This window comes from Brevundimonas sp. (genome assembly GCF_047617075.1).
Classification (GTDB): Bacteria; Pseudomonadota; Alphaproteobacteria; order Caulobacterales; family Caulobacteraceae; genus Brevundimonas.
The window spans coordinates 39,502-63,700 of record NZ_JBLGCI010000010.1 but is presented as its reverse complement, the minus strand read 5'-3'; the positions used below and the strand labels follow the sequence as shown (position 1 = coordinate 63,700).

Genomic DNA, 24,199 nt, shown 5'->3' with positions numbered 1-24,199 from the left:
GGCGTCACATCGCCAACAGAATCTGAGTCGCCTCATGCTCCGCACCGCCCTTCTGGCCGCCGCCATCGTCGGCCTGTCCGCTCCTGCCGTGTCGGCGCAGGACACCGGGTTCAGCCTGCCTGACGGCTTCGGCGTCGAGATCGGCGCGGGCACCGACAACCGCTCCAAGAACGCTTCAAAAACCAATGGCGAGGCCTACGCCTACGGCATCGTGGACTACGTCCCGCCCACCGGAGACATCTATTTCTCCGGCTCCGTTGAAGGCGTCGATTCCAACGGCGCCGATTGGGAGTCCAAGCTGCTGGTGGGCTGGACGCCCCAGTTCGCCGGCTTCGACTTCGACATCAACGCCGCCCACAAGTGGCTGATCGACCCGGTCCCCGGCACGGACAACGGCGCCTGGGAGTTCACCGCCAACATGTCCCGCTCCATCGGCCCGGCCAGCGCGCGCCTGCAGTATCAGTACTCGCCGGACTCCAACGGCTCGACCGCGAGCTTCAGTTGGGTCGAGGCCCGCGTGGGCTGGGACTTCACCCCCCGCCTCGAAGGCACCGCCGCCATCGGCCGCCGGGAACAGCGCAACAGCGTCGACTATACCGGCTGGAACGTCGGCGCGACCTACGCCCTGACCCAGAACCTGGAGCTGGACGTGCGCTACTACGACACCGACGTCGATATCCCCGCAGACGAAAAGTACGACGACACGGTGGTGGCCGAGATCAGACTCGCGTTCTGATCCCGGCGTCTCCCGTCAGGTGACTTTCTTGGCCACCGTGAAGCCCAGAACCAGCAGCACCACGAACACCACCACGGCGGCGATGGCGAGGAACTGCGCGATCCCGGCGGCGGCGCCGGCGATCCCGGTAAAGCCGGCAAGCCCGGCCACAATAGCGATAACGGCGAAAATCAGCGCCCACTTCAGCATGTCGTTCTCCTTGTTGAAGGCCGGGTAAGGGCACGCAGACACGGGCGTTCCAACATTCGCTAGTCCACGCCCACCTTCTTCAGGATGGGCCGCAGGGACACCTCGCCCTTCCTGAAGTCCTTCCACGGGTCGGGCTTCTTGAGCAGGCCCGGCGCCGTGCGAAGGGTGTAGGCCTTGGGGTCCAGCCCCTTGCGCACCTGCCCCCACGACAGGGGAAAGGCTATGGTCGCCCCCGGCCGCGCCCGCGCCGACCAGGGCGCCGCCGCCGTCGCCATGCGCCCGTTGCGCAGGTAGTCCAGAAAGATCTTCCCGCCCCGCGCCTTCTTCGACAACGTGGTGGTGTAGCGATCTGGCGCCGCGTCCTTCACCTGTTCGCAGACCGCCTTCGCGAACGCCTTGGCCTGATCCCACTCCACCCGGCTGCGCCCGTCCGCCTTGATCGGGACCACCACGTGCAGCCCCTTGCCGCCCGTCGTCTTCACGAACGGGTTCAGGCCCAGCGCCTCCAACGCGGTCTTCATGTCCTTCGCCGCCGCGATGACGTCCTCGAAATCCAGCCCCTCGTCCGGGTCCAGATCGAAGGTCAGCTGCTCGGGCGTCTCCGGATCGCCCGGCTTGCAGCCCCACGGGTGCAGCTCAATGCCCCCGGACTGGGCGATGGCCACCAGCCCGCCCACATCCGACGCCGCCAGATAGGGATTGCGCTGCTTCACATCGATCAGCTTCAGGCGCGGACTCGACCCCTTCATGGCGTGGCGCTGGAAGAAGGTCTCCCCCTCAATGCCATCCGGCGCCCGGATGATGGAGGTGGGCCGGTCCGCCACATGGGGCAGGATCCGCTCGGCCGCCATTTCCATGTAGCGCGCCAGATCCGCCTTGGTGATCGCCGCCTCGCCGTCATGGGCGGGCCAAAGCGCCTTGTCGGGACTGGAGATGGTAACGCCGGCCACCACCACCCTGCCCTTGGGGCTCACCGTCTTGGCCGGCGCCTGCGGCGCGTCGGTCACGTCCTTCGGCGCCTTGTCCTCGCGCAGGCCCTTGTAGGCCGCATGGCGCAGGGTCCCGTTCTCGGTGAAGCCCCCGTGCTCGATCTCGGCCACCAGCACCGGCTCGACCCAGTGGATCTCCCGCCCCCCTTTCGGAGTCCCCTTGCCCGCGAACGGGCTGTCGTCAGACGCGGCGCCTTTCAGCGCCGGGACCAGCACCTTGGTCAGCGCCGCGCTGTAGCCCGTGCCCACCCGGCCCAGATAGCGCAGGCCCTTGCCTTCCCTGACCCCCACCAGCAGCGAACGGAATCGCGTGCCCTTCTCGGACGACCAGCCGCCGATGATCACCTCGTCCCGGCCCCGGCACTTGGACTTCACCCAGCTGGCCTGGCGCCCCGCCCGGTATGGCGCGTCCAGCTTCTTGGAGATCACCCCCTCCAGATCCATGCGGCAGGCGCTGTCCAGCACCGCCTGACCCGTGGTGGCGAAATGCTCAACGAACCTCAGGTTCGGCCCCGCCTCCCCAACCCTGTCCACATAAGCCTGCAACCGCGCCTTGCGCTTGGCCAGCGGCAGCTTGCGCAGATCCTCAGCCCCCTCGAACATCAGGTCGAAGGCGAAATAGATGAGCGCGTCCGTGCGCTCCTCGGAAATGGCCGCCTGCAACGCCGAGAAGTCCGGCATGTGCTCGTCATCCAGCGCGCACAGCTCCCCGTCGATCACCCCGTCGGGCCAGTTGGCCGCCTGCTTGGCCAGCGCGGGGAACTTCGCCGACCAGTCCAGCCCGCTGCGCGTGTAAAGCTTCGCCTTGCCGCCGCCCACGGCGATCTGAATCCGGTAGCCGTCGAACTTGATCTCGTGGGCCCAGCCCGACGCGCCCGGCGGATTGTCCACCACCTTGCACAGCTGGATCGGCGTGAACGCGGGCGCCCCCTTGCCCGTGCTCTTTTGCGCCTTCGTGATCTTCGGCTTCGCCGGCTCCTTGCGCTTCGTCGGCTTCGACGACGTCCATTCCGCATCGCCCCCAGCGATCTCCGCCAGGCTGCGGCCCGTGGTCACCGAGGCGTCGATCTCGGCCAGGGCGTCGCCCTCGCCCTCCACGGCGTGCTCGTCCTTCTCCTTGACCAGCAACCAATTCGACGGCCGACCCCGGTCCGACTTCAGCCGGATCAGCGCCCAGCCGCCCTTCAGCCGCTCGCCCTCCAGCGTCAGCTTGACCACACCCTTCCTGAAAGCCGCGTCCACATCCTCGTCCTGCGGCGTCCAGACGCCCTCGTCCCACATCTGCACCGTGCCGGCGCCGTAGTTGCCCTCCGGGATCGTGCCCTCGAAGCCGCCGTAGTCCATGGGGTGGTCCTCCACCTCCACGGCCAGCCGCTTGACCGACGGGTCGCGCGACGGCGCCTTGGTCACCGCCCAGGACTTCAGCACCCCGTCGTGCTCAATGCGGAAATCATAGTGCAGCCGCGTCGCCGCATGGCGCTGGATCAGATAGCGCAGCCCGGCTTTCGACCGCGCCGCCTTCCGGCCCTTCGGCTCGGGCGTCGACTCGAAATTCCGTTTGGTCCGATAGGTCTTGAGCTCGCCGCGGGTCATATGCGCGGATCCTCCCTCGCACGGTTCGAGAGCTGAACGCGCTGGTGGTGGAATCGCTCAGTCGGCCGGCTTCACCAGGGGATCGGTCAGTTCTGACCTGGCCCGGCCCCGCATCGCACCAACTGCACCGCTTCGTTCCCCCGGTCGGCCCAGGTCAGGGTCAGACGGTCTCCAATCACCCGCATGTTGACCGTCTCCTGGCTGGTCATGCCCTCGGCCTCGCACGACAGACTGGCGTCATAGCTGTCACCAGCCTGTTCGATGGCGGTGATGTCGCAGCGGTTCTCATATCCCTCAAACCGTTCGGCCGAGATGCGGATGGGAACCTGATCTGTGGTCGCCGAGGTGTTCTCGCACCACGCTTCCTGCGCCGCCCAGGTTCCCACGAAGCTTTCCGGTCCCTCGCCCGGCTGGATCGGGGCGGTGGGATTGACCATCGGCGCCTCGGTCACCGGTGCGGCCGGTTCTGTCGGCGGATTGGTTTGATCCCCGCACGCGGCGAGCAACAGGACCGCAGCGGCGGGAGCGATCAGCAGGGCGTGTTTCATGTCTCCCGAAACGCCGAACGCCGCCGATCGTTTCCGGCGGTCTTGACCCGGCCCTTCCGCCCCTCTTGGATCGGCGCGAACACGGGAGACGGCCAATGCAGCGGAAACTTCTCGGCGCGACCCTCGTGCTGTGCCTGACCCTCGGCGGCGGCGCCCAGGCCCAGGACGCGCCGGACCGCGCTCGTCTGTCGCTGGCGGCCGGTTACAAGGCCGCCTTCCTGTGCAGCGGCATGTTTAACGGGGGGCTGGACGAGGCGACCGTCGCCTCCGACGACCTGACCCGCATCTATCAGGAGCTTCGCGCGCCGGTGGCCGAGCTGCCGGCCGCCATCGATCAACAGGCCCGCACCGTCACCGTCCCCTTCGCCGACGACATGGCGCCCCGCACCGCCGTCTGGCGACCCCATCTGGGCTGCGTCCAGCTGCCGCCCGGCGCCGACGCGGACGATGCAGCCATGGCGCCGCGTCTGAACAGGGACGGCCCCGATCTGGCCGCCACCGACGCCCTGCCCTGGCCCCGCGGCGACGCGGGCGCCCTGTCCGACCGTCCCGCCCCGGCGGCGCTCGACTCCCTCGTCGCGTCGGCCTTCGACCGGACCACTTATGGCGAGGGCAGCGAGACCACAGCTGTCATCGTGGTCGCAGATGGTCGCATCGTCGCCGAGCGCTATCGCGAAGGCTTCGGCCCTCACGTCTCCCAGCGCACATGGTCGGTGGGCAAGAGCATCGCCGCCTCGGTCATCGGCGCAGCGGTGCATCAGGACATCATCGACGTGAACGCTCCCGCCCCCGTGCCCGAATGGTCCCGTCCCGGCGACCCGCGCCGGTCGATCACCCTCGAGAACCTGCTGCACATGGCCAGCGGCCTTGATACCGAAGGCCCCGGCAACCGCACCGACGCCATCTACTTCGGCGGGACCCTGGTGGCCGAGCGGTCCGCCGTCCTGCCCCTGCTGGCGCCGCCCGGCAGCCGCTGGCGATACGCCAACAACGACACCCTGCTGGCCATGCGATCCCTGCGCGCCGCCATGGACGACGATGATCGCTATCTGGATTATCCCTTCGAATCCCTGCTGTGGCGCATCGGGATGACCCGCACCGTTCCCGAGACCGACTGGGACGGCGACTTCGTCTTCTCCAGCCAGGTCTGGACCACCGCCCGCGACATGGCGCGGCTGGGCCTGCTCTATCTGAACGACGGCGTCTGGGAGGGCGACCGCATCCTGGCCGAGGGCTGGACCGACTATGTGGCCGAGCCAGCCCCAGCCCAGCCGCCGCGCGGCGCCGGTTACGGCGCCCAGTTCTGGCTTTTCGGCCCCGAACAGAACCTGCCGGAGGGGACCTATGCCGCCCAGGGCAACCGCGGCCAGTATCTGTTCATTGTGCCCGAGCGGAACGTACTGGTGATCCGGCGCGGCTTCGACGCCGTCGGCCCCGGCGGCGAAGGCTTCGACATCGCCCGCTTCACCGCCGACGTCCTGGCGGCATTGCCGCGATGAGCGGCGCCGCATCTGCGTCACACCGTCGCCCGGATTGTCACAATTCGGCTGTCCCTCTGTGGTCAGAGGATGCGAACCGCCTATATCGACCCTCTACCCTCTCGCGCCGGAGTTGCTGTTGGAAGACCTGATCGCCGACCTGAACACGTTCATGCAGGAGCATGTCATGTGGGCCGCCCCGATCCTGGGTCTGATCACCTTCGGCGAATCGATGGTGTTCATCGGCGCCTTCTTCCCCGCCACCATCCTGATGGTGACGGCGGGCGGCCTGATCGGCGCGGGCGTGCTGCACCCGGTTCCTGTCCTTCTATGGTGCATCGCCGGCGCGACCCTCGGCGATGCGGTCTCCTACTGGATCGGCCGCCGCGTCGGCCCGCGCGCCTGGCGCCACCCCTGGCTCAAGCCGCACCGTCGCCCCCTGGCGCGGGCGCGCCTGTTCTTCCGCCACTACGGCGTGACCTCGATCTTCCTGTGCCGGTTCATGGGTCCGGTGCGCGCCTTCGTGCCCCTGATCGCGGGCATGACCGCCATGGGCCAGACCAAGTTCCAGCTGGCCAATTTCTTCTCGGCCGTTGTCTGGGTGCCGGTGATGATCGCGCCGGGCTGGCTGGTGGCCGCAGGCCTGACCCAGTTCGCCCACCTGGACGAGCACCTGCACACCGCCGGCATCGTCGCCGCCATCGCCCTGGTCATCACCATCGCCACCGTCGTGGCCTGGAAGCTGATCAGCAAGAAGCTGATCCGCGAGGGCGCCTGAGCTTCAGTCCGCCCGGACCAGCCAGCCGCGATACCGAACCAGCCGCCCGACCAGCGGCGCCCGGATCTCCACGTCGAAGGTGAACCGACCCCGGTCGTCCACCGCCTCATGGGTGCGCGTCTCCGGCGCCAGCCGGCCGGGCAGAGGCAGCGACCCCAATCGCCATCCCGCCACCTCGTATGTCAGGCGTTCAGGGCTGGCGCTCAGGCGCAGGTCGAAGGTCAGCAGGCCGAACCGTTCCGACACCCCGCCCGGTCGATCTGACAGCACGCTGCGGAATCGGTCCCGGCCAATCGTCCGCCGCCACACCGAGCCCTCGGGACCAGCATCGATCGCCACCTCCACAGGAGCGTCGGCCTGCTCGCGAGGAAAGCCGAATACGGCGGCGACCAACCGACCCATTCGGGTCTGCGCTCCCTGCGTCGACGCCCGGCCTCGCCAGACCGACCGACCCATGGTCCGGTGCAGCGCCTTCATCGGCGTGGGCAGTTCCTCGAACCCCGCCGCTGCCCGCTCGAACAACGCCAGTGGCGTCACCTCAATGGCCGTGGCCAGCCCGTGCCGCGCCAGAAACGGCGCCATATCCGTGAGGCTGAGCAAACCGACACAGGCGCCCGCACCCGGCTTCGTGAGGCCGTCAAAGATCGCCGCCACCGCCGCCGCAGCGGGCAGCGCGGGCGTCACCGGTCCCCTGCCTGGCGGCGCCGTCAGGCTCCACACCGCGCGCGCCGGACGACCTTCCGCGTCCAGCCCCCGCGCCTCCACCCGCATCGCGCCCCGGTCGTCCCCGATCATCGCGAACGGCTTCGCCATCGCGGTCAGCGCCGGCGCGGCCGCTCTCAGCTTCACCCCCGTGAGGGCCGACAGGCCGCCCAGCATCCAAGCACCCAGATGCAGCAGGGGCGGCTCCAACCCCGCCAGAAACAGCGCGGACCGGGTCGGACGATACCGCGCCGCCATCAGATCCAGATCCGGCGTCTCGCACAGCGACAGCCACCGCCGCCCCGCCGCTCCCATCTGGCGCCGGTACAGCCCGCCCCAGCCGCGCCGCTGACGCCATCCTCCGTCGCTGAACACCTGCACCGGTCGCCCCAGCCAGGTCAGGATCGCCTCCATCACCGCCCGGCCGCGCGGCGCCCGCGCCCCCGGCGATATGGCCGCCTCCACATGATCGATGCCCCGCCAGCCTTCCGTCAGGTGATCCAGCACCGCGTGCGACAGCGCCGGGGTCGAGCTGGCGCCGGTCAGCAGCGTCACGCCCGCCGCCCGCGCCTCGCCGTCCAGCGCCGCGAACCCGGTCACGAAGTCCCGCGCATCAGCCAGGTCCACATAGTGCAGCCCCGCCTCCATCGCCGCCCGCGCAACCGTCGGCTCCCCGCCCTGAAACGGCCCCGCCGCGTCCACCACCACCGCCGCGCCCGTGGCGTGCAGCTCCTCCACCGTCACCCGGTCCCGGTCCAGCCACACGGCCGTCCCGCCGATGCTGTGCGCCGTCGTCTGGGCCCGCTCCAGATTCCGCCCCGCGACGATCACCGACAGCCCCATCGCCGCCAGCTCCCGCGCCAGATGCCCGCCGAACACCCCCGCACCGCCGATGACCAGCACCTTCGTCACAGGAACCGCGCCCGCTCGTCGGGCCCGGGAACCATGCAGGCCTCCGTGCGCCTGAAGATCGCATAACGATTGCGCGCGATCAGGTCATACAGCGGATCGCGCATCCAGCGCGGGACATGGCGCAACGTCCCCAACCAGCGCACGCCCTTCAGCATGCCCAGCACCGACAGCGCCGCGTCTGACTTCATCAGCGCCCGTCCGTCCATGATCGCGACATTGGTTTCCGGTGCGTCGGGGTTGACGCCCAGCCGCACAGCCAACGCTCGCCCCTGCGCCGACTGGATCGGCAGGAACCGGAACCGCGCCTCCGGGTCCCTCGCAATCACGAACCGAACCCAGCGCGAACAGAACACGCAGACCCCGTCGAACAGGATCAGACCGTCGGCCAGATCCGGTGCAGGGACGGGCGCCCAGCGGCTCATGCCGCCGCCACGGCCTCGATCTCCACCAGCCACGCCTCATCGAAGAGGTCAGTGATGATGACGGTCAGGGCTGGCTGGCGATGCTCCAGCACCTCCAGCCGAACCGCCCGGTTCTCCAGCGCATAGGCCCGGCTCGACAGGAACGTCGTGACCTTGACCAGATTGTCCAGGGTCATGCCGGCGGCTCGCAGCTGCGCCTCGATGTTGGCCCAGCACTGGCGGCACTGTTCTGTGAAATCCGGCGACAGGCCTCCGTCGGGCTTCACCGGAATCTGGCCCGACAGATAAAGCCAGCGGGTCGCGCCGGTCACTTCCACCGCCTGCGGATAGCTGCCCTGAACGGGCGGCGAGCCATCGCCGGTCAGGGGAGTGAGGCGCGCCGCCATGGGCCTACTCCCGACTGGCCGCGCTGCGATCACGCACCGCGCCGAACTCCGACGTGGGCTTCCACGACGGCCAGCGCTCGCTGTCCGCCAGATCGACCGTCAGCCGGTACAGCAGGGTCAGGTTCTCGACAGCCGATGAGAAATCGAGGTCCTGGCTCCATTCGTCGCTGGGCTGGTGATAGTCGCTGCGGAACTTCGCCTGATAGGCCGGCAGACCCACCTCGCGCCCGCCCTCGTCCAGATCCACCCCGTGCCACGGCATCAGCGCCGGCACGCCCGCCCGCGCGAAGGCGAAGTGGTCCGAGCGATAATAGAACCCCTGCTCCGGCTGGCCGTCGTCGGTGACATAGCGCCCCTCCGCCTCGGCCAGAACCTGCAGCTCGTCCTCCAGACTGTTCTGCCCCAGCCCGAAGATCGGCAGATCCCGCGTCGGCGCCGACAGCGGCAACATGTCGATGTTGATGTTGGCCACCGTCGTCTCCAGCGCATAGACCGGATTGGCCGCATACCAGAACGCCCCCAGCAGGCCCTGCTCCTCCGCCGTGACATGCAGGAACACCACGGACCGCTCGAACGGCCCGGCGGCCTTCAGCTCACGCGCCATCTCCACCAGCCCGACGGTGCCCGAGGCGTTGTCCCAGGCGCCGTTGTAGATGTGGTCGCCCTCGCCATCCCCGCGCACGCCCACATGGTCCCAGTGGGCCGAAAACACGATGGTCTCCTCCGGCCGCGCGGTCCCCGGGATGCGCGCCAGCAGGTTCCACGACCGCTGGGTTTCCACCGTCTCCTCGGCGTCCACGTCCAGGGTCACGCCCTCCAGCGCCACGGCCCGGAACTCGCCCCCGCCCAAACCGGCTGTCACGTCTTCGAGCGTCAGCCCCGCCGCCTCGGCCCATTGTCCGAAAGTGGCCGCCAGCACCGTCCCGGTGAATTCCAGATCGTCATTGCCCGGCGACAGGGTGCGGCGGCGATCGTTGAACTGCGCCCGCCGCGCCCAGGCCGGTTCGTCGGCTGTGGCGTCCACCAGCGTCAGCACACCCACCGCCCCGCGCCGATAGGCTTCCGCCGCCTTGGCGGAATCGCTGGCGTATGCCGTGCGATACTCGCCGTTGAACAGTTCCCCGTCCGGCTCACCCGACACGAAGACGACCACGGCGCCGTCCACGTCCATGTCGCCATAGTCGTCCCAGTTCCGCTCCGGCGCATGGATGCCGTATCCGGCGAACACCACCGGCGCGCCGCTGACCTGCGCCCGTCCGTCATTGGACGCCGCCCGCAACAGCACGCCGTCCTCCAGAGCGTGACCCTCGCCGTTCGCGCGCCACGCCGCCGTCGCGGGGCGCACCGGCTCATAGCGGCTCAGGTCCACCGGCTGCAGCCACTCACCGTCCGGCCCGCCGGGCTCCAGCCCCAGCGCCTCATACTGCGCAATCAGCCAGCCCAGGGTCATGCCCTCGCCCACCTCGCCCGGATAGCGCCCGGCGAAGGCGTCGGTGCTGATGGTGCGCACGCCCTGCGACAGGCGTTCGGCGGAAAAATCCTGGCTCTGCGCCGGCCAGGCGGCGAGCAGCAGGGCGGCGGCGGCCACGCGGCCGGTGATCTGAAAACGAGTCACGTCATTCTGTCCTTGGGAAATTTGGGCGACCCGTACGATCCGGCCGCCCTCAAGCCTTACTGGCGCGCGTCGGCGCTTTCGGCGCGCACGGTGATGAACTCGGAGGTCGGGCGCCACTCGGGCCAGTCCCGGCTGTTCGCCAGACGCGCGCCCACCTCGTACCAGATCTCCATGTCCTCGATCATGCCCGCATAGTCGAAGTCCGGCGACCACTCGTCCGCCGCCTGGTGATAGCGGGTGCGGCCGTATTCGGCCCGCGCGTCGATGCGGGGCTGCACCGGCTCGTCGCGGAAGGTCGTTCCTCCGCCCGCATAGATCATCGGCACGCCGCGCTTCACGAACGGGAAGTGGTCCGAACGGAAATAGCCGCCCGCCTCCGGCCGCGGATCCGGCGTCACCGTGCGGTTCAGCTCGGCGGCGGCCGTCTCCACATAATCGTCCAGCGCCGACTGACCGTGTCCGGTCACCGCCATGTCCGTGGTGCGACCATAGACGTTGGCGCTGTCGATGTTCACGCCCGCCACCATGGTCTCCAGCGGATACAACGGATTGGCTGCGTAGTATTCGGCCCCCAGAAGCCCGCTCTCCTCGGCGGTGAAGCCCATGAACACTACCGAGCGTTCCGGCTGCGGTCCGGCGCCGAAGCGGCGCGCGATCTCGATGATCGCGGCCATGCCCGAGGCGTTGTCCACCGCGCCGTTGAAGATGCCGTCGCCGCTCGCGTCCGGCTCGCCCATGCCGATGTGGTCCCAGTGGCCGCCGTACAGGATCGTCTCGTCCGGGTGCGTCGTGCCGCGCAGAACGCCGATGACGTTGTCGGTCTGGATGGTCGAGGTGGCCACGTCAAAACTCACGTCCATGGACGCGCCGTCCAGCGCCACCGGCTGGAAGTCCCGGCTGCGCGCCGCGAGCTTCAGGGCCTCGAAATCCTGTCCGGCCCGGCGGAACAGATCCACCGCCACGTCGCGCTGGATCCACGCCTCCACCGGAATGCGCTCGTCCGCCGCGTTCTGGCGCACGATGTCGAACTGCGGCCCGCTCCACGAGTTGCGCACCGTGGCCCAGCCATAGGACGCCGGCGCCGTCTCGTGCACCACCAGCACGCCCGCCGCCCCGCGCCGCGCGGCTTCCTCGTACTTGTAGGACCAGCGCCCGTAATAGGTCATGGCCCGGCCGCCGAAGGTGCCCAGCTCAGGCTGTTCAAAGTCGGGATCGTTGACCAGAACCACCAGGATCTTGCCCCGCACGTCCATGTCCTTGAAGTCGTCCCACTGACGCTCCGGCGCGGTCACGCCATAGCCCACGAACACCAGCTCGGCGTCCTCCAGGTTCACCGCCTCGCCCGGCAGGCGGGTGGAGATGGCCACCTGCTCGCCCTGGGTCACCGGCAGGGTCCAGTCGCCCACGCTCAGGCTGGCTTCGATGTCCGACGCCTCGAACCGGTTCAGGGTCACCGTCTGGGTCCAGCCGCCGTTCTCGCCGCCCGGCGCCAGCCCGGCGTTGGAGAACTGCTCGATCAGATAGGCCACGGTCAGCTGCTCGCCCGCCTCGTCCTGGCCGATGCCGCGTCCTTCGAAGCGATCATCCGACATGGTGCGGATGTGGTCCGACAGGCGCTGGGCCTCGAAGGCGACAGGCTCCCCGCCCATGTCGGCGGTGGTGGCGCAGGCCCCCAGCGAAAGCGGCAGGGCGAGCGCGGCGCTCGCCATCAGGACAGCGGCGAAACGGGCAGGACGCATGGCAACCTCGGATGCGGTTTCAGGATTGCGCGCACCCTATCCAGCGTATTGACCGGTGTCGATAATCCCCTCCCTCTCCCGATGGGAGAGGGCTGCGCGCAGCGGGGAGCGAAGCGAGCCGCTCCTTCGCGCGCAGGGTGAGGGGCGGCTGGCTCACGGGGGAAAACCGACCCTCATCCCCCGCGCCAGAACCTCCGCTGCGCTCCGGTGCGCGGGTCCCCCTTCTCCCATCGGGAGAAGGTCTGAATTCAGATCAACCCCGCCAGCGGCGACGACGGGTCCGCATACAGCCGCTTCTTCATCCGTCCGGCCAGATAGGCTTCCCGCCCCGCGATCACCGCATGCTTCATGGCCCGCGCCATGCGGATCGGCTCGCGCGCCTCGGCGATGGCGGTGTTCATCAGCACCCCGTCACAGCCCAGCTCCATGGCCACCGCCGCGTCCGACGCCGTGCCCACGCCCGCGTCCACCAGCACCGGCACCGACGACTGCTCCACGATCAGGCGGATATTGATGGGGTTCTGCACCCCCAGACCCGAACCGATGGGGGCGCCCAGCGGCATGATGGCCACCGCGCCCGCGTCCTCCAGCTTGCGCGCATAGACCGGGTCGTCGGTGCAATAGACCATCACCTCGAATCCCTCGGCGGTCAGCAGTTTCAGCGACCGCAGCGTCTCCTCCATGTCGGGGAACAGGGTCTTCTGGTCGGCCAGCACCTCCAGCTTCACCAGGGTCCAGCCGCCCGCCTCGCGCGCCAGCCGCAGGGTCCGCACCGCCTCCTCGCCCGTGAAACACCCCGCCGTGTTGGGCAGATAGGTATAGCGCTTGGGGTCCAGAAAATCCGTCAGCACCGGTTGGCCCGGATCGGTCAGATTCACCCGCCGCACCGCCACGGTCACGATCTCGGCCCCGGCCGCCTCGGCGGCGGCGGCGTTGACGGCGTAGTCCTTGTACTTGCCCGTCCCCACGATCAGGCGCGAGGAGAAGGTCCGTCCGGCGACGGTCCAGGTGTCGTTGGTCTGTGTGGTCTCGGTCATGGCGTTCACCTAGGCCGCCGCGCCCTGAAGGGAAAGGGCCGGAAACCGCTTTTGAACCCTCCCCGGCGACGGCTCAGGAAAACCACCCCGAACAGGAAGTCCTAACCGTTCAGCGCCTTCATCGCCGCTTCCGGATAACGATCACCGTCGGCGGCACCCTTGGGAAACACCGCCTCGATCCGGGACAGGTCCTCCCGCGTGAGGATCACGTCGAGCGCGCCGACGTTCTCCTCCAGCCGGCTCACCCGCTTGGTGCCGGGGATCGGGACCAGGTCGTCCCCCTGGGCCAGAACCCAGGCCAAGGCCAGTTGGGCGGGGGTAACGCCCTTGTCGGCGGCGATGGCTTTCACCTCGTCCACCAGCCGCAGGTTGCGGGCGAAATTCTCGCCCTGGAAGCGGGGGTTGGACTTGCGCGAGTCGCCGTCCTCAAAGTCGTCGGGCGAGCGAATGGCGCCGGTCAGAAAGCCCCGGCCCAGAGGGCTGTAGGGCACGAAGCCGACGCCCAGTTCGCGGCACGTGGGCAGGATCTCGTCCTCCACGTCGCGGGTCCACAAGGAGTATTCGGTCTGCAGCGCCGTGATGGGGTGCACCGCGTGGGCGCGGCGCAGGGTGGCGGCGGACGCTTCGGACAGGCCGAGGAAGCGGACCTTCCCCTCGTCCACGAAGCGGGCCATTTCGCCGACGGTGTCCTCGATGGGCGTCGCCGGGTCGACCCGGTGCAGGTAGTACAGGTCGATTGTCTCGACGCCGAGACGCTTCAGGCTGCCCTCCACCGCCCGGCGCGCATTGGCGGGCGAGCCGTCCAGCGGCATGCCGCCGCCGGCCACATAGTCGGTGCGGATGCCGAACTTGGTGGCGATGAAGGCGCGGTCGCGCTTTCCGGCCAGGGCCTTGCCCACCAGTTCTTCATTGGTGTGGGGCCCGTAGATTTCGGCGGTGTCGAACAGGGTGACGCCCAGATCCAGCGCCCGGTGGATGGTGGCGATGGACTCCGCCTCGCTGTCGGCGCGGCCGCCGTAGAAGGCGCTCATGCCCATGCAGCCCAGACCGATGGCTGAAACATCGGGGCCGCTCGGGCCCAGTTTGCGCGTCTTCATGGGGCGCTCTCCTGCTGATGTGGGGAAGGGGCGACCGTGGCCGCCGACCGCTTTCAGTTGGGCGCCGGGCGGGCGGGATTCAAGGCGCGTTCATGGCCCGGATGGTCGGGGTCGCGTCGAGGGCGTTCGGCGCGATGGCGGGGGCGCGCAGCTTAAGATGGGCGAACATGGTGCGCGCGCCCTCCAGATCGTCCTCGGCCAGCGGGCGCAGATGCTCGCCGTCCCGCACGCCGGGCAGGATGGTCAGGGTGACGCTGTTCATGACGTTGCCGCCGATCATGTGGAACAGGCCCGCCTCAGCATCGACGCGGACCACGATGTCGCAGTGGAGCGGCGCGTATTCACCGGTTTCGCGGCGGCGGTCGGCCAGGGTGCGATAGCTGGCCGAGCCGCGCGCGTTGCACAGCAGGTCGCCGGGCTGGATTTCAGCCTCGCCCGCATCGTGCGCCACGAAGGCGGCGTCCGGCGCCTGGCCGTCGCGGGCGCGGATGGCCTGATCGATATAGACCCGATGCGAGATGTCGCGGGCGAACTGGCCCATGTCGCCCAGCCCGCCCTCGCACATGACCCAGCTGATGAAGGCGGCGGACCAGGGCTGCACCCAGTCGATGGGGCGGTCCGTGCGGCGCCATTGGCGGTTCTGGTCGCCGATGACCTCGGCGCCGTCCGGAGTGGCGGACCAGTAGCCGGCGACCGTGGCGGTGACGCGCTCGCGGTCCTCCCAGTCGCCGAAGCGCAGCATGTGGCGCGCCTGTCGCGGCGCCGGGCGGCGCGGGTTCAGCGCATCCGGCACGACGCCGTCAGGCAGGCGTCCCGCCTCCACCGGGCGCGCGTCCACGGTCTGGAAGCCGAAGAAGGCCCACTCCTGAACCGCCACATCGACGATGCGGCGACGGGCCCAGTCCGTCGGGCCGGCGCGGCAGCCGGACTGGATGACGCGCATGACGCCCGGCTCGCCCGCCACGCGCTCGGACGGCGGGATCACATCGAAGGCGTCACGCGGCAGACGGGCGGTCTGCGCCTGAACCGGCGTGGCCAGCCCCAGCGCGATGAGCGCGGCTACAGCGGCGCGCACGCGGCCTCCAGCCACGCGCGGACGTCGCCGTCCACGTGCGGGCTGATCTTCTCCAGCACTTCGGCGTGGTAGGCGTCCATGTAGGCGCGCTCTTCCGGAGTCAGCAAGGCGGTCTCGATCAGGCGCCGGTCGATGGGGGCGAAGGTCAGGGCCTCGAAGCCGTGCATGGGGCGCTCGCCGCCCTCGATGGGCGCGGCGGGCGTGACCACCTGCAGGTTCTCGATACGGATGCCCCAGTGGCCGGGCTTGTAGTAGCCGGGCTCGTTCGAGACGATCATGCCCTCCATCAGCGGCTGGCTGTTGGGCGCCTTGGCGATGCGCTGGGGGCCCTCGTGGACGCCCAGATAGCTGCCGACGCCATGACCCGTTCCATGGTCATAGTCGAGGCCCGCCATCCACAGGGGCAGGCGCGCCAGGGCGTCCAGCTGATGACCCGTGGTCCCCGCGGGGAAGCGCACGACGGTCATGGCGATGTGGCCCTTGAGGACGCGGGTGAAGCGGTCCTTCTGTTCGGCGGTGGGCTCGCCGATCGCCATGGTGCGGGTGATGTCGGTGGTGCCGTCCAGATACTGGCCGCCGCCGTCCACCAGCAGCAGACTGCCCGTCTCGATGCGGCGGATGGTGCTGGTGACCGGCTTGTAGTGCGGCAGGGCGCCGTTGGGGCCGGCGCCGGCGATGGTGTCGAACGACAGATCCTTCAGGGCGCCGGTGGCCTCGCGGAAGCCTTCCAGCTTTTCGACGATGGCCCGCTCGTCGGGCAGGGTCTGCTGCGCCTCGGTGGCGACCCAGTGCAGGAAATTGGCGATGGCGGCGCCGTCGCGGATGTGGGCCTGACGACTGCCCTCGATCTCCACCGGGTTCTTGACGGCGCGCGGCAGGGCGCAGGGATCGGCGGCGCGGACCACGGTCGCGCCGGCGCCTTCCAATTGGTCGAAGTACCAGGCCGAGGATTGGGCCGGATCGATCAGGACGCGCTTGCCCTTCAGCGCGGCGATGGCGCCGGGCAGGTCGTCGGGCGTTTCGAGGGAGACCTGATTGCCCAGCCATGACGGCAGGTCGCCCGTGACCTTGGCGGGGTCGAGGAACAGGCGCGCGGTTCCGTCGGCGCTCAGGATCGCCTGGGCCAGCGGCAGAGGCGTACGGATCACGTCGCCGCCGCGAATGTTGAACAGCCAGGCGATGGAGGACGGCGCGGTCAGCACGGCCGCGTCGGCGCCCGCATCGTCCAGTCCCTGCCCCACCCGGGCGCGCTTGGAGGCGCTGGTCTCGCCCGCATACTTGTCCGGATGCGGAACCACGGGCGCCTGGGGCTGGGCGGGACGCTCGGCCCAGGCTGCGTCCACCGGATTGACCTGGACCGGCTTCAGCTCGGCGCCCGCCTTGTTCGCCGCACGCTTGAGACCGGCCAGAGCGTCGGGGCTGTGCAGGCGAGGGTCATAGCCGATCACGGCGCCCTTCGGCGCGTTGGCCAGATAGGTCGGGACATCGTCGGGATAGGACAGGATGTCGAACTGGTCCGCATCCACCTGGGCGCGGACCTGAACGGTGTAGCGGCCGTCGGCGAAGACGGCGGCGCGGTCGGTCATGACCACGCCCGCGCCGGCCGAGCCGGTGAAGCCGGACACCCACGCCAGCCGGTCGTTGGCGGCGGGCAGGTATTCGTTCTGGTGCTCGTCCTCGTGCGGCACGAGGAAGCCGTCGAGGCCCTGGGCCTTCAGTTGCTCGCGGATCAACGGCAGGTGTTTGGCGCCGAAGGTCGGGTCGGTGGTTTCGTCGAAGGTCTGTCTCATGGGCGCATGACTTACGCCCATCATTCCGCCGCTTCTACCCCATGCGGCGCAGGACCAGCGCGCTCCAGGCGTCGCGGTGGATGCGGCGCTCCAGCCGAAAGCCGCGCGACAGATAGGCGGCCGAGACGCGGCGCTCCTGGGTGCGCAGCAGGCCCGAGAGGATGGCCACGCCGCCCAGCTTCAGCGACGTCTTGATGTCCTGCGACAGGGCCACCAGCGGCGGGGCGAGGATGTTTGCGAACACCAGATCATAGGGGCCCTGACCACGCACGGTCTGATCATTGAGGCCCGAGGCGTGAACGAAGCGGGCATGGGCGGCGTTCAGTTTGGCGTTCTCGTTGGCGATGCGCACGGACGGCTTGTCGATGTCGGTGCCGAGCGCGACGGCGCTGCCCGTCTTGGCCGCCGCGATGGCCAGCACGCCGGTCCCGGCGCCCACGTCCAGAACGCGCTCGAACCGCTCGCGCTTGAGCAACTCGTCGAAGGCGACGAGACAGCCGACCGTGGTGCCGTGGTGGCCGGTGCCGAAAGCCGCGCCCGCATCGATCATCAGATTGACGGTGTTGACCGGCACGCGGCCCTCGTCGTGGGCGCCATACACAAAGAAACGCCCGGCGCGCACCGGCGGCAGGCCCGACAGCGCCATGGCCAGCCAGTCGGCGTCGGCCAGTTTCTCAACGTGCACGCGCAGGCCGTCGTGCTCACGCAGGCGCGCGGCGATGCCGTCGGCTTCCTCTGTCGACGTGGGGAAGGCGTCGATGCGCCATATGCCCTTGTCCTCGTCCTCTTCCAGGATCGAGTAGGTCGCGCCCTCCAGCATGGGGTCGGCGTCCACGGCGGCGGCTGCGGCCTCGGCGATTTTTCGCGCGCCACGCGCAATTATTTGAACGGCGGACTCGGACATTTCTCAAACATCGGTATGGTGTGGAATCGCAAGACAGGAGCGCGCCCCTGTGCGCTCGTATCACCGAGGGGTCGGGGAATACATGGCCAAGAGTCCAACCACGCCGAAAACAACCGCCGCGAAGAAGCCCGCGACGGCCAAGACGACGGCGACGAAATCCGCCGCAGCGAAACCCGCTGCAAAGACTGCTGCGCCCAAGGTCGCCGCCAAGCCGAAGACCACGGCCGCCAAGGCGCCGGTGAAGACGTCGGCGGCGAAGGCGCCCGCCGCACCGAAGACCGCCGCTGCGAAGAAGCCCGTCGCCAAGGCGACCGCGCCCAAGACCACGGCCGCGAAGAAGCCCGCGACCACGGCGGCAAAGAAACCCGCCGCGCGCACCTCGGCCGCCAAGCCGAAGACCTCGGCCGCAACCCGCTCGACCACGGCGCGGACAACGACCGCCCGCCGCACGACCACAGCCGCTCGCCCGGCTCCCGCCCCGTCGCCGAAGGCGTCCCCCGCCCCGGCGGCCACGCCCGCTCCGGCCGCCGCCGCGCCCGCCGCCTCGACCCCGTCGTCGTCGCGCAGCGCTCCGGCGAAGAAGGGCATCCTCGCCCGTATCGGCGACGCGATCTTCGGCAAGAAGTAAGCCGCGCCTGAAACGACAAAGCCCCGGACGGTCAAACCGTCCGGGGCTTTTTCATGCCTCGTTCTCGGCGATTACGCCGGGGGCAGATCCTCGGCCAGGATCGCCATCTCGAACATGAACGAGCCGTCGTCGTCCTCATCCTTGAAGACCACGCCAATGAACTCATCGTCCACATAGACCTCGGCGGAGTCATTCTGCTTGGGGCGGGCCTTCAGATTGATGCCGCCGGTGTTGAAGGTGCGCTTCAGATGGGTCTCGATGCGCTTGATGTCGGTGTCGTTCACGGTGGAGCGGCCTCTATGATTTGAAGGCGCGGACCCTATTGGAGGCCGCACCGCTTTTCAAACGCACTGAACAAAAATCAGATCACGAAGTCATAGGCCACGTCGGCCAGGGTGTGATCCATGGTGCGGGCGGGCTGGTCGCCCGTGGGGCAGTTGACCAGACGCGCGGGCACGCCGGCGGCGGTGCAGTGCGCGGGCACCGGCTTCAGCACCACCGAGCCCGAGGCGACCTTGGCGTAGTCGCCGATCACGATGTTGCCCAGCACCTTGGCCCCTGCGCCCAGCAGGACGCCGCGCCCGATCTTGGGATGGCGATCGCCGCGCTCGGCGCCCGTGCCGCCCAGGGTCACGGCGTGCAGCATGGAGACCTCGTCGCCCACCACCGCCGTCTCGCCGATGACGATGCCGGTGCCGTGGTCGAAGAACAGGCCGGCGCCCAGCTGCGCCGCCGGATGGATGTCCACCTGGAACAGTTCGGACATGCGGCTCTGGAAATGGAAGGCCAAGGTCTCGCGCCCCTGGGTCCACAGCCAGTGCGAGACGCGGTGCGCCTGAATGGCCTGGAAGCCCTTGAAGTAGAGGAACGGCTGCAACAGCGACTTGATGGCGGGGTCGCGCTCCTCCACCGCCTGCAGGTCGGCTTCGGCGGCGGCGACGATGGCCGGATTGGCGGCGAAGGCCTGGGCGCAGACCTCGCGCACGCTCATGGGCCCCAGCTCGGCGTCGCCCAGCTTGCGCGCGATCTGATAGCTGAGAGCGCCGGCCAGATCGTCGTGGGAAAGAATCGTGGCGCTCATCAGGGACGACAGGCGCGGCTCGTCGCGCGCGGCCTGTTCGGCGGCCTCACGCAATTCTCGCCACCGTGACGACGTATCGCTGACCAGTTCCAGTGGCTGCGCCATGAGCAATCCTTTCGCGCGGGCCCGAGCCATCGAAACTTAGGCCTGGAACGTTGGTTGCAAAAGGCCGGCGCGGAAATTGCGATCAATTCTCATATGGGACTGGCGCGGGGCGGCCTGCGGGCCTAGCTAACGACCATGAGCCCTTACGCCCCCGTCGGCGCGCCCCTGCCCGCCCCTGAACCGTCCGAAGCCTATCTGAAGCGCCTGTCGAACCGGCGCTCGACCCCCGCCCAGACCATCGGCGCGCCGGGACCGAGCGAGGACCAGATCGCGCGGATCCTGTCGGTGGCGGCGCGCACGCCTGACCATGGCAAGCTGTCCCCCTGGCGCTTTGTCATTCTGGGCGCGGCGGCCAAGGGGCGGATCGCGGATCAACTGGAGCCCATGGCGCCGGACCCCAAGGGCGTCGCCGTTCTGGCCAAGCTGCGCGCCTCCCCCGTCTGCGTGATGGTGGTGGCGACCCCGGTTCAGGGCCACAAGATTCCAGTCTGGGAGCAGGAGTTGTCGGCGGGCGCCGTGTGCATGAACCTGTTGCACGCCGCTGACGCCCTGGGGTTCGCCGCCAACTGGATCACGGACTGGTATTCGTACGAGCCCGCCGCGATCGCCCTGTTTGGCGTGAAGGACGGCGAGCGCATCGCCGGCTTCATGCATCTGGGCACGCCCGCCGCGCCCGCGCTGGAGCGGGACCGTCCCGATCTGTCGGCCCTGATCAGCCGCCTGGACTGAGGGTTTCGCGCGCGGCGGCGTGGATGACGCGCCGCGTCTCCTCCCAGGCCACCAGATCGTCCACCGCCGAAAGCGGATGGAACGCCGCCTCGGCCGCGTCATCCCCCGCCACAGGCTGACCGGCCCGCCATTCGGCGCGGTAGTCAATCATCACATAGTGCCGGTCGTGGTCCGGAAAGACGCCGTCCACCACGGCCAGCAGGCCGGTGATGACCGCATCGACGCCCGTCTCTTCCTTCAGTTCGCGCAGGGCCGCGTCCAGTACCCGCTCGCCCGGCTCTATCCGGCCCCCCGGCAGGCTCCATTCCCCCAGGCGGGGCTCAGTGCCGCGCCGGATCAGCAGCACCTGGTCACCCTTGAAGCACACCACGCCGACGACGGGCACAGGGGTCATTCAGTAATCCTCACGCGGTCGATCACGCATTCTGGCTTCCCTGATCCATGAGGGTTTGAGACAAGCGTGTCCATGCCCGCACCCTCCCCCGCCGTCATCGACGAACTGAAATCCGTCCTGGGCCCGAAAGGCTGGACGCAGGACGCGGACCTGATCGCCCCGCGCGTGGTCGAGTGGCGCGGGGCATGGGAGGGAAACACGCCGATCCTGCTGACTCCCGGGTCCACCGAGGAGGTGGCGCGGGCCGTGGCGGTCTGCGCGCGCGAAGGCGTGGCCATCACGCCTCAGGGCGGCAATACAGGATTGGTGGGCGGCCAGATTCCCTATGGCGAGGTGCTGATCTCGACCAGCCGCATGCGCGCGGTGCGTCAGGTGCTGCCGCTGGAAGACGTGATGGTGGTGGAGGCCGGACTGACGCTGAAAGAGGCGCAGGATGCGGCGGCGGGAGCGGACCGCTTCTTTCCGCTGAGCCTGGCGGCCGAGGGTACGGCGACCGTGGGCGGCGTGATCTCCACCAACGCAGGCGGCACGGCTGTGCTGCGCTACGGCGTGGCGCGCGACCTGGTGCTGGGGCTGGAGGCGGTACTGCCAAACGGGAAAATTTTCCACGGGCTGAAGCGGCTGCGCAAGGACAACACCGGCTATGACCTGAAGCACCTGCTGATCGGGGCCGAAGGGACGCTGGGCATCGTCACGGCGGCGGCGCTGAAGCTATTTCCGGTGATGCGGTCGCGGGCGACAGCGGTGGTCGGGCTGGAGACGCCCGCCGCGGCGCTGGAACTGCTGGCCGCAGCCAAGGCCGAGACCGGCGGGGGTGTCGAGGCGTTCGAGCTGATGAACCGTCAGGGCATCGAGATCTGCCTGTCCCACATCCCTGACACCCGCGACCCGCTGGATACGCCGACGCCCTGGGCGGTGCTGATCGAACTGGTTTCAGGCGAGCCGGGCGCGGCCGAGCGCGGCATGGAGCGCATTCTGGAGGACGCCTTCGAGCGCGGCCTGATCTCGGACGCGGCCATGGCCCAGAACGCGGCGCAGGCGGGCCAGTTCTGGCGGCTGCGCGAGGAAATGTCGGCGGCCCAGAAGGCGGCGGGCGGCGGATGGAAGCATGACGTGTCCCTGCCCCTGACCGCCCTGCCGGAATTCGTCGAACGGGCCCACGCGGCGCTGAACGCGCGGTTCGAGGGCATCCGGCTGGTGACCTTCGGGCATCTGGGCGACGGCAACCTGCACTACAACGTCGTGCCGCCGGTCGGCGCGGACCCTAAAGCCTTCGCCGCGCGCAAGGACGAGGGCGCGCGAATCGTCCACGACATCGTGGGCGAACTGGCGGGCTCCATCTCGGCCGAACACGGTCTGGGGCGGCTGAAGACGGAAGAGGCCCTGCGCTACAAGGATCCGGTTCAGGTGGCGGCCATGCGGGCGGTGCGCGCCGCCCTTGATCCACAGCGGATCATGAATCCGTCGGTGCTTTTCTGACCGTCAAGGTTCCAATCGCGGGCCGCACGGCCTATCTGCCCCGAAACCTCCGGAGGCCGTGCCTTTGCTTATCGTCCTGTCGCCCGCCAAGCGTCTGAACTATTCCGAAGCCCCGATGGCGATCCAGCCGACCCGACCGCGCTTCGATTCCGACATCGCCGAGCTGGCCCAGGTGACGCGCAAGCTGACGCGCGCGGACCTGCGCAGGCTGATGGATATCTCCAAGCCGCTGGCCGACCTGAACCACGAGCGTTTCCAGGCCTTCGACCCCCACAGCGACGAGGGCGCCCTGCCCGCCGCCTTCGCCTTCGCCGGGGATGTCTATGAGGGACTGAGGGCGCGCGAGCTGGACGACAAGGCGCTGGCCTGGGCGCAGGATCACCTGCGCATCCTGTCGGGCCTGTATGGCCTGCTGCGGCCGCTGGACGCCATCCAGCCCTATCGTCTGGAGATGGGCACGCGGCTGCGCACCAAGCGGGGCGGGACGCTGTATGATTTCTGGGGCGACCGCATCGCCACGAAACTGAACGCCGATGCCGAGGGCCAGTCGGACCCCACCCTGGTGAACCTGGCCAGTCAGGAATATTACGGCGCCGTGGACGCGAAGGCCCTGAAGCTACCGGTAGTGACGCCCCAGTTCCGGGAACTGCGCGACGGCGAGAGCCGGATCATCTCGTTCTTCGCCAAGAAGGCGCGGGGCCTGATGGCGCGATGGGCGGTGGACAACCGGGTGGAACGGGCCGAGGACCTGAAGGGCTTCGATCTTGAAGGCTATGCCTTCGACAAGGCGGCCTCCAGCGATGTGGAGTGGATATTCATCAGGTCGGGAAATTCCTGACACCCTGTCGCCACGAGGGCAGACTGCGGCTAGATTGGCTCAAAGAACCGGCGGGCGACTCGCCGGCAGGATGGAAGACCCCGCATGTTCCAGTGGCTGAAAGGCATCTCCGGCTCCGACACGGCGAAAGACGCGCCGCGCCCGATCAATACGGACGTCAATGACCTGAAGGGTCAGGTGGCCGTGATCTCGGGCTCCACCTCTGGCATCGGCCTGGCGCTGGCCCGTGCGGTGGCGTCCCGTGGCGGCGACGTGGTGCTGAACGGCCTGGGCGACCCGGCCGAGATCGAACGCACCCGTTCGGGCATGGAGGCCGCCTATGGGGTGAAGGTTCGCTATCACGCCGCCGACATGCGGAGCGGCAGCGAAGTGGCCGACATGGTCGCCTTCGCGCGGCACGATCTGGGCCGGCTGGACATTCTGGTGAACAACGCCGGCGTCCAGCATGTGGAGGCCATCGACAAGTTCCCCGCCGACAAGTGGGAACAGATCATCGCCATCAACCTGTCCTCGGCCTTCTATGCGATCCGCGCCGCCGTGCCGATCATGAAGGCGCAGGGGCGCGGGCGGATCATCAATGTGGCCTCGGCCCACGGGCTGGTGGCCAGCCCCTACAAGTCCGCCTATGTGGCCGCCAAGCACGGGGTCATCGGCCTGACCAAGACCGTGGCGCTGGAGCTGGCCGAGCAGAACATCACCTGCAACGCCATCTGCCCCGGCTTTGTGGAGACGCCCATCGTCGAGAAGCAGATCGCCGATCAGGCCCGCACGCGCGGCATCTCGCGGGAATCGGTGCTGTCGGAAGTGATCCTGAAATCCCAGCCGACGCGGCGGTTCGTGACCACGGACGAGCTGGCGGGCATCTTCCTGTATCTGGTCAGCGATCTGGGGGCCTCGGCCAACGGGGCCAGTTTCTCCATCGACGGCGGCTGGACCGCACAGTGACGGGCGCGGG

General features: G+C 69.0%; 24 protein-coding genes. 7 read left to right on the top strand and 17 right to left on the bottom strand.

The window, feature by feature from the left end; translation table 11 throughout:
- Nucleotides 1-34 precede the first annotated feature (34 nt).
- Nucleotides 35-736 (top strand): TorF family putative porin, encoded by a 702-nt coding sequence (locus ACI8U3_RS11410; RefSeq protein WP_415014998.1) that lies wholly within the window; start codon nucleotides 35-37, stop codon nucleotides 734-736.
- 15 nt (nucleotides 737-751) lie between these two features.
- Here ACI8U3_RS11410 and ACI8U3_RS11405 read toward each other — a convergent pair whose 3' ends face one another.
- From ACI8U3_RS11405 to ACI8U3_RS11395, 3 genes are all read right to left on the bottom strand, one after another.
- Complete coding sequence (locus ACI8U3_RS11405; RefSeq protein WP_409751122.1) at nucleotides 752-925, bottom strand: DUF1328 family protein; 174 nt, start codon at nucleotides 923-925, stop codon at nucleotides 752-754.
- Nucleotides 926-984: 59 nt separating this feature from the next.
- Nucleotides 985-3,507: a DNA ligase D gene (gene ligD / locus ACI8U3_RS11400; RefSeq protein WP_415014997.1), complete on the bottom strand. Its 2,523-nt coding sequence runs from the start codon at nucleotides 3,505-3,507 to the stop codon at nucleotides 985-987.
- 86 nt (nucleotides 3,508-3,593) lie between these two features.
- Nucleotides 3,594-4,055 carry a hypothetical protein gene (locus ACI8U3_RS11395; protein ID WP_415014996.1) on the bottom strand — a complete coding sequence of 154 codons (462 nt, stop codon included), beginning with the start codon at nucleotides 4,053-4,055 and terminating at the stop codon, nucleotides 3,594-3,596.
- A 95-nt stretch (nucleotides 4,056-4,150) separates the two neighbouring features.
- Here ACI8U3_RS11395 and ACI8U3_RS11390 point away from each other — a divergent pair, with 95 nt between their 5' ends.
- Both ACI8U3_RS11390 and ACI8U3_RS11385 read left to right on the top strand, forming a co-directional pair.
- Nucleotides 4,151-5,554 (top strand): serine hydrolase domain-containing protein, encoded by a 1,404-nt coding sequence (locus ACI8U3_RS11390; RefSeq protein WP_415014995.1) that lies wholly within the window; start codon nucleotides 4,151-4,153, stop codon nucleotides 5,552-5,554.
- A gap of 118 nt (nucleotides 5,555-5,672) precedes the next feature.
- On the top strand, nucleotides 5,673-6,311 hold the full coding sequence (locus tag ACI8U3_RS11385) for a DedA family protein (protein WP_415014994.1): 639 nt from the start codon (nucleotides 5,673-5,675) through the stop codon (nucleotides 6,309-6,311).
- Nucleotides 6,312-6,314: 3 nt separating this feature from the next.
- Here ACI8U3_RS11385 and ACI8U3_RS11380 read toward each other — a convergent pair whose 3' ends face one another.
- The 13 genes from ACI8U3_RS11380 to cysE all read right to left on the bottom strand — a co-directional run bounded on the left by ACI8U3_RS11380 (nucleotide 6,315) and on the right by cysE (nucleotide 19,804).
- A complete protein-coding gene (locus ACI8U3_RS11380) occupies nucleotides 6,315-7,925 on the bottom strand; it encodes an SDR family oxidoreductase (protein WP_415014993.1) in 1,611 nt (536 codons plus the stop codon).
- Nucleotides 7,922-8,347, bottom strand: coding sequence for a thiol-disulfide oxidoreductase DCC family protein (locus tag ACI8U3_RS11375; protein WP_415014992.1), 426 nt, complete (start codon nucleotides 8,345-8,347; stop codon nucleotides 7,922-7,924). Before ACI8U3_RS11375 ends, ACI8U3_RS11380 begins: the two co-directional genes overlap by 4 nt.
- Nucleotides 8,344-8,733: a RidA family protein gene (locus ACI8U3_RS11370; RefSeq protein WP_415014991.1), complete on the bottom strand. Its 390-nt coding sequence runs from the start codon at nucleotides 8,731-8,733 to the stop codon at nucleotides 8,344-8,346. The genes ACI8U3_RS11375 and ACI8U3_RS11370 overlap by 4 nt, the downstream gene beginning before the upstream one ends.
- A 4-nt stretch (nucleotides 8,734-8,737) precedes the next feature.
- Nucleotides 8,738-10,348, bottom strand: a complete 1,611-nt coding sequence (locus ACI8U3_RS11365; protein ID WP_415014990.1) for a M28 family peptidase — start codon at nucleotides 10,346-10,348, stop codon at nucleotides 8,738-8,740.
- A 56-nt stretch (nucleotides 10,349-10,404) separates the two neighbouring features.
- Nucleotides 10,405-12,087, bottom strand: a complete 1,683-nt coding sequence (locus ACI8U3_RS11360) for a M28 family metallopeptidase (RefSeq protein ID WP_415014989.1) — start codon at nucleotides 12,085-12,087, stop codon at nucleotides 10,405-10,407.
- Between the two features lie 248 nt (nucleotides 12,088-12,335).
- On the bottom strand, nucleotides 12,336-13,124 hold the full coding sequence (locus ACI8U3_RS11355; protein WP_415014988.1) for a thiazole synthase: 789 nt from the start codon (nucleotides 13,122-13,124) through the stop codon (nucleotides 12,336-12,338).
- Between the two features lie 101 nt (nucleotides 13,125-13,225).
- Nucleotides 13,226-14,221: an aldo/keto reductase gene (locus tag ACI8U3_RS11350; RefSeq protein WP_415014987.1), complete on the bottom strand. Its 996-nt coding sequence runs from the start codon at nucleotides 14,219-14,221 to the stop codon at nucleotides 13,226-13,228.
- A gap of 79 nt (nucleotides 14,222-14,300) precedes the next feature.
- Nucleotides 14,301-15,296, bottom strand: a complete 996-nt coding sequence (locus tag ACI8U3_RS11345; protein WP_415014986.1) for a DUF2272 domain-containing protein — start codon at nucleotides 15,294-15,296, stop codon at nucleotides 14,301-14,303.
- Nucleotides 15,281-17,086, bottom strand: coding sequence for an aminopeptidase P family protein (locus tag ACI8U3_RS11340; protein ID WP_415014985.1), 1,806 nt, complete (start codon nucleotides 17,084-17,086; stop codon nucleotides 15,281-15,283). Before ACI8U3_RS11340 ends, ACI8U3_RS11345 begins: the two co-directional genes overlap by 16 nt.
- Before the next feature lie 34 nt (nucleotides 17,087-17,120).
- On the bottom strand, nucleotides 17,121-17,990 hold the full coding sequence (locus ACI8U3_RS11335; RefSeq protein ID WP_415014984.1) for a 50S ribosomal protein L11 methyltransferase: 870 nt from the start codon (nucleotides 17,988-17,990) through the stop codon (nucleotides 17,121-17,123).
- Between the two features lie 60 nt (nucleotides 17,991-18,050).
- Nucleotides 18,051-18,578 (bottom strand): hypothetical protein, encoded by a 528-nt coding sequence (locus ACI8U3_RS11330; RefSeq protein WP_415014983.1) that lies wholly within the window; start codon nucleotides 18,576-18,578, stop codon nucleotides 18,051-18,053.
- 111 nt (nucleotides 18,579-18,689) lie between these two features.
- Entirely contained in the window at nucleotides 18,690-18,902 is a 213-nt protein-coding gene (locus tag ACI8U3_RS11325; protein WP_021697123.1) for a DUF3126 family protein, read from the bottom strand.
- A gap of 77 nt (nucleotides 18,903-18,979) precedes the next feature.
- Entirely contained in the window at nucleotides 18,980-19,804 is an 825-nt protein-coding gene (cysE, locus tag ACI8U3_RS11320) for a serine O-acetyltransferase (RefSeq protein WP_415014982.1), read from the bottom strand.
- A 135-nt stretch (nucleotides 19,805-19,939) separates the two neighbouring features.
- On the opposite strand from cysE, the gene ACI8U3_RS11315 reads away from it, so the two are divergent.
- Nucleotides 19,940-20,533: a nitroreductase gene (locus ACI8U3_RS11315; protein ID WP_415014981.1), complete on the top strand. Its 594-nt coding sequence runs from the start codon at nucleotides 19,940-19,942 to the stop codon at nucleotides 20,531-20,533.
- Here the strand turns inward: ACI8U3_RS11315 and ACI8U3_RS11310 are convergent.
- Nucleotides 20,517-20,927 (bottom strand): NUDIX hydrolase, encoded by a 411-nt coding sequence (locus ACI8U3_RS11310; RefSeq protein WP_415014980.1) that lies wholly within the window; start codon nucleotides 20,925-20,927, stop codon nucleotides 20,517-20,519. The genes ACI8U3_RS11315 and ACI8U3_RS11310 overlap by 17 nt on opposite strands.
- A 72-nt stretch (nucleotides 20,928-20,999) precedes the next feature.
- Between ACI8U3_RS11310 and ACI8U3_RS11305 the strand changes: the two genes are divergently transcribed.
- The 3 genes from ACI8U3_RS11305 (at nucleotide 21,000) to ACI8U3_RS11295 (ending at nucleotide 24,189) form a co-directional block, all read left to right on the top strand.
- The gene (locus ACI8U3_RS11305; RefSeq protein ID WP_415014979.1) at nucleotides 21,000-22,406 is read left to right on the top strand and encodes an FAD-binding oxidoreductase; all 1,407 of its coding nucleotides are present in this window, start codon (nucleotides 21,000-21,002) and stop codon (nucleotides 22,404-22,406) included.
- 64 nt (nucleotides 22,407-22,470) lie between these two features.
- Nucleotides 22,471-23,244, top strand: a complete 774-nt coding sequence (gene yaaA / locus ACI8U3_RS11300) for a peroxide stress protein YaaA (protein WP_415014978.1) — start codon at nucleotides 22,471-22,473, stop codon at nucleotides 23,242-23,244.
- Nucleotides 23,245-23,328: 84 nt separating this feature from the next.
- Entirely contained in the window at nucleotides 23,329-24,189 is an 861-nt protein-coding gene (locus ACI8U3_RS11295; protein WP_415014977.1) for a 3-hydroxybutyrate dehydrogenase, read from the top strand.
- Nucleotides 24,190-24,199: the final 10 nt, after the last annotated feature.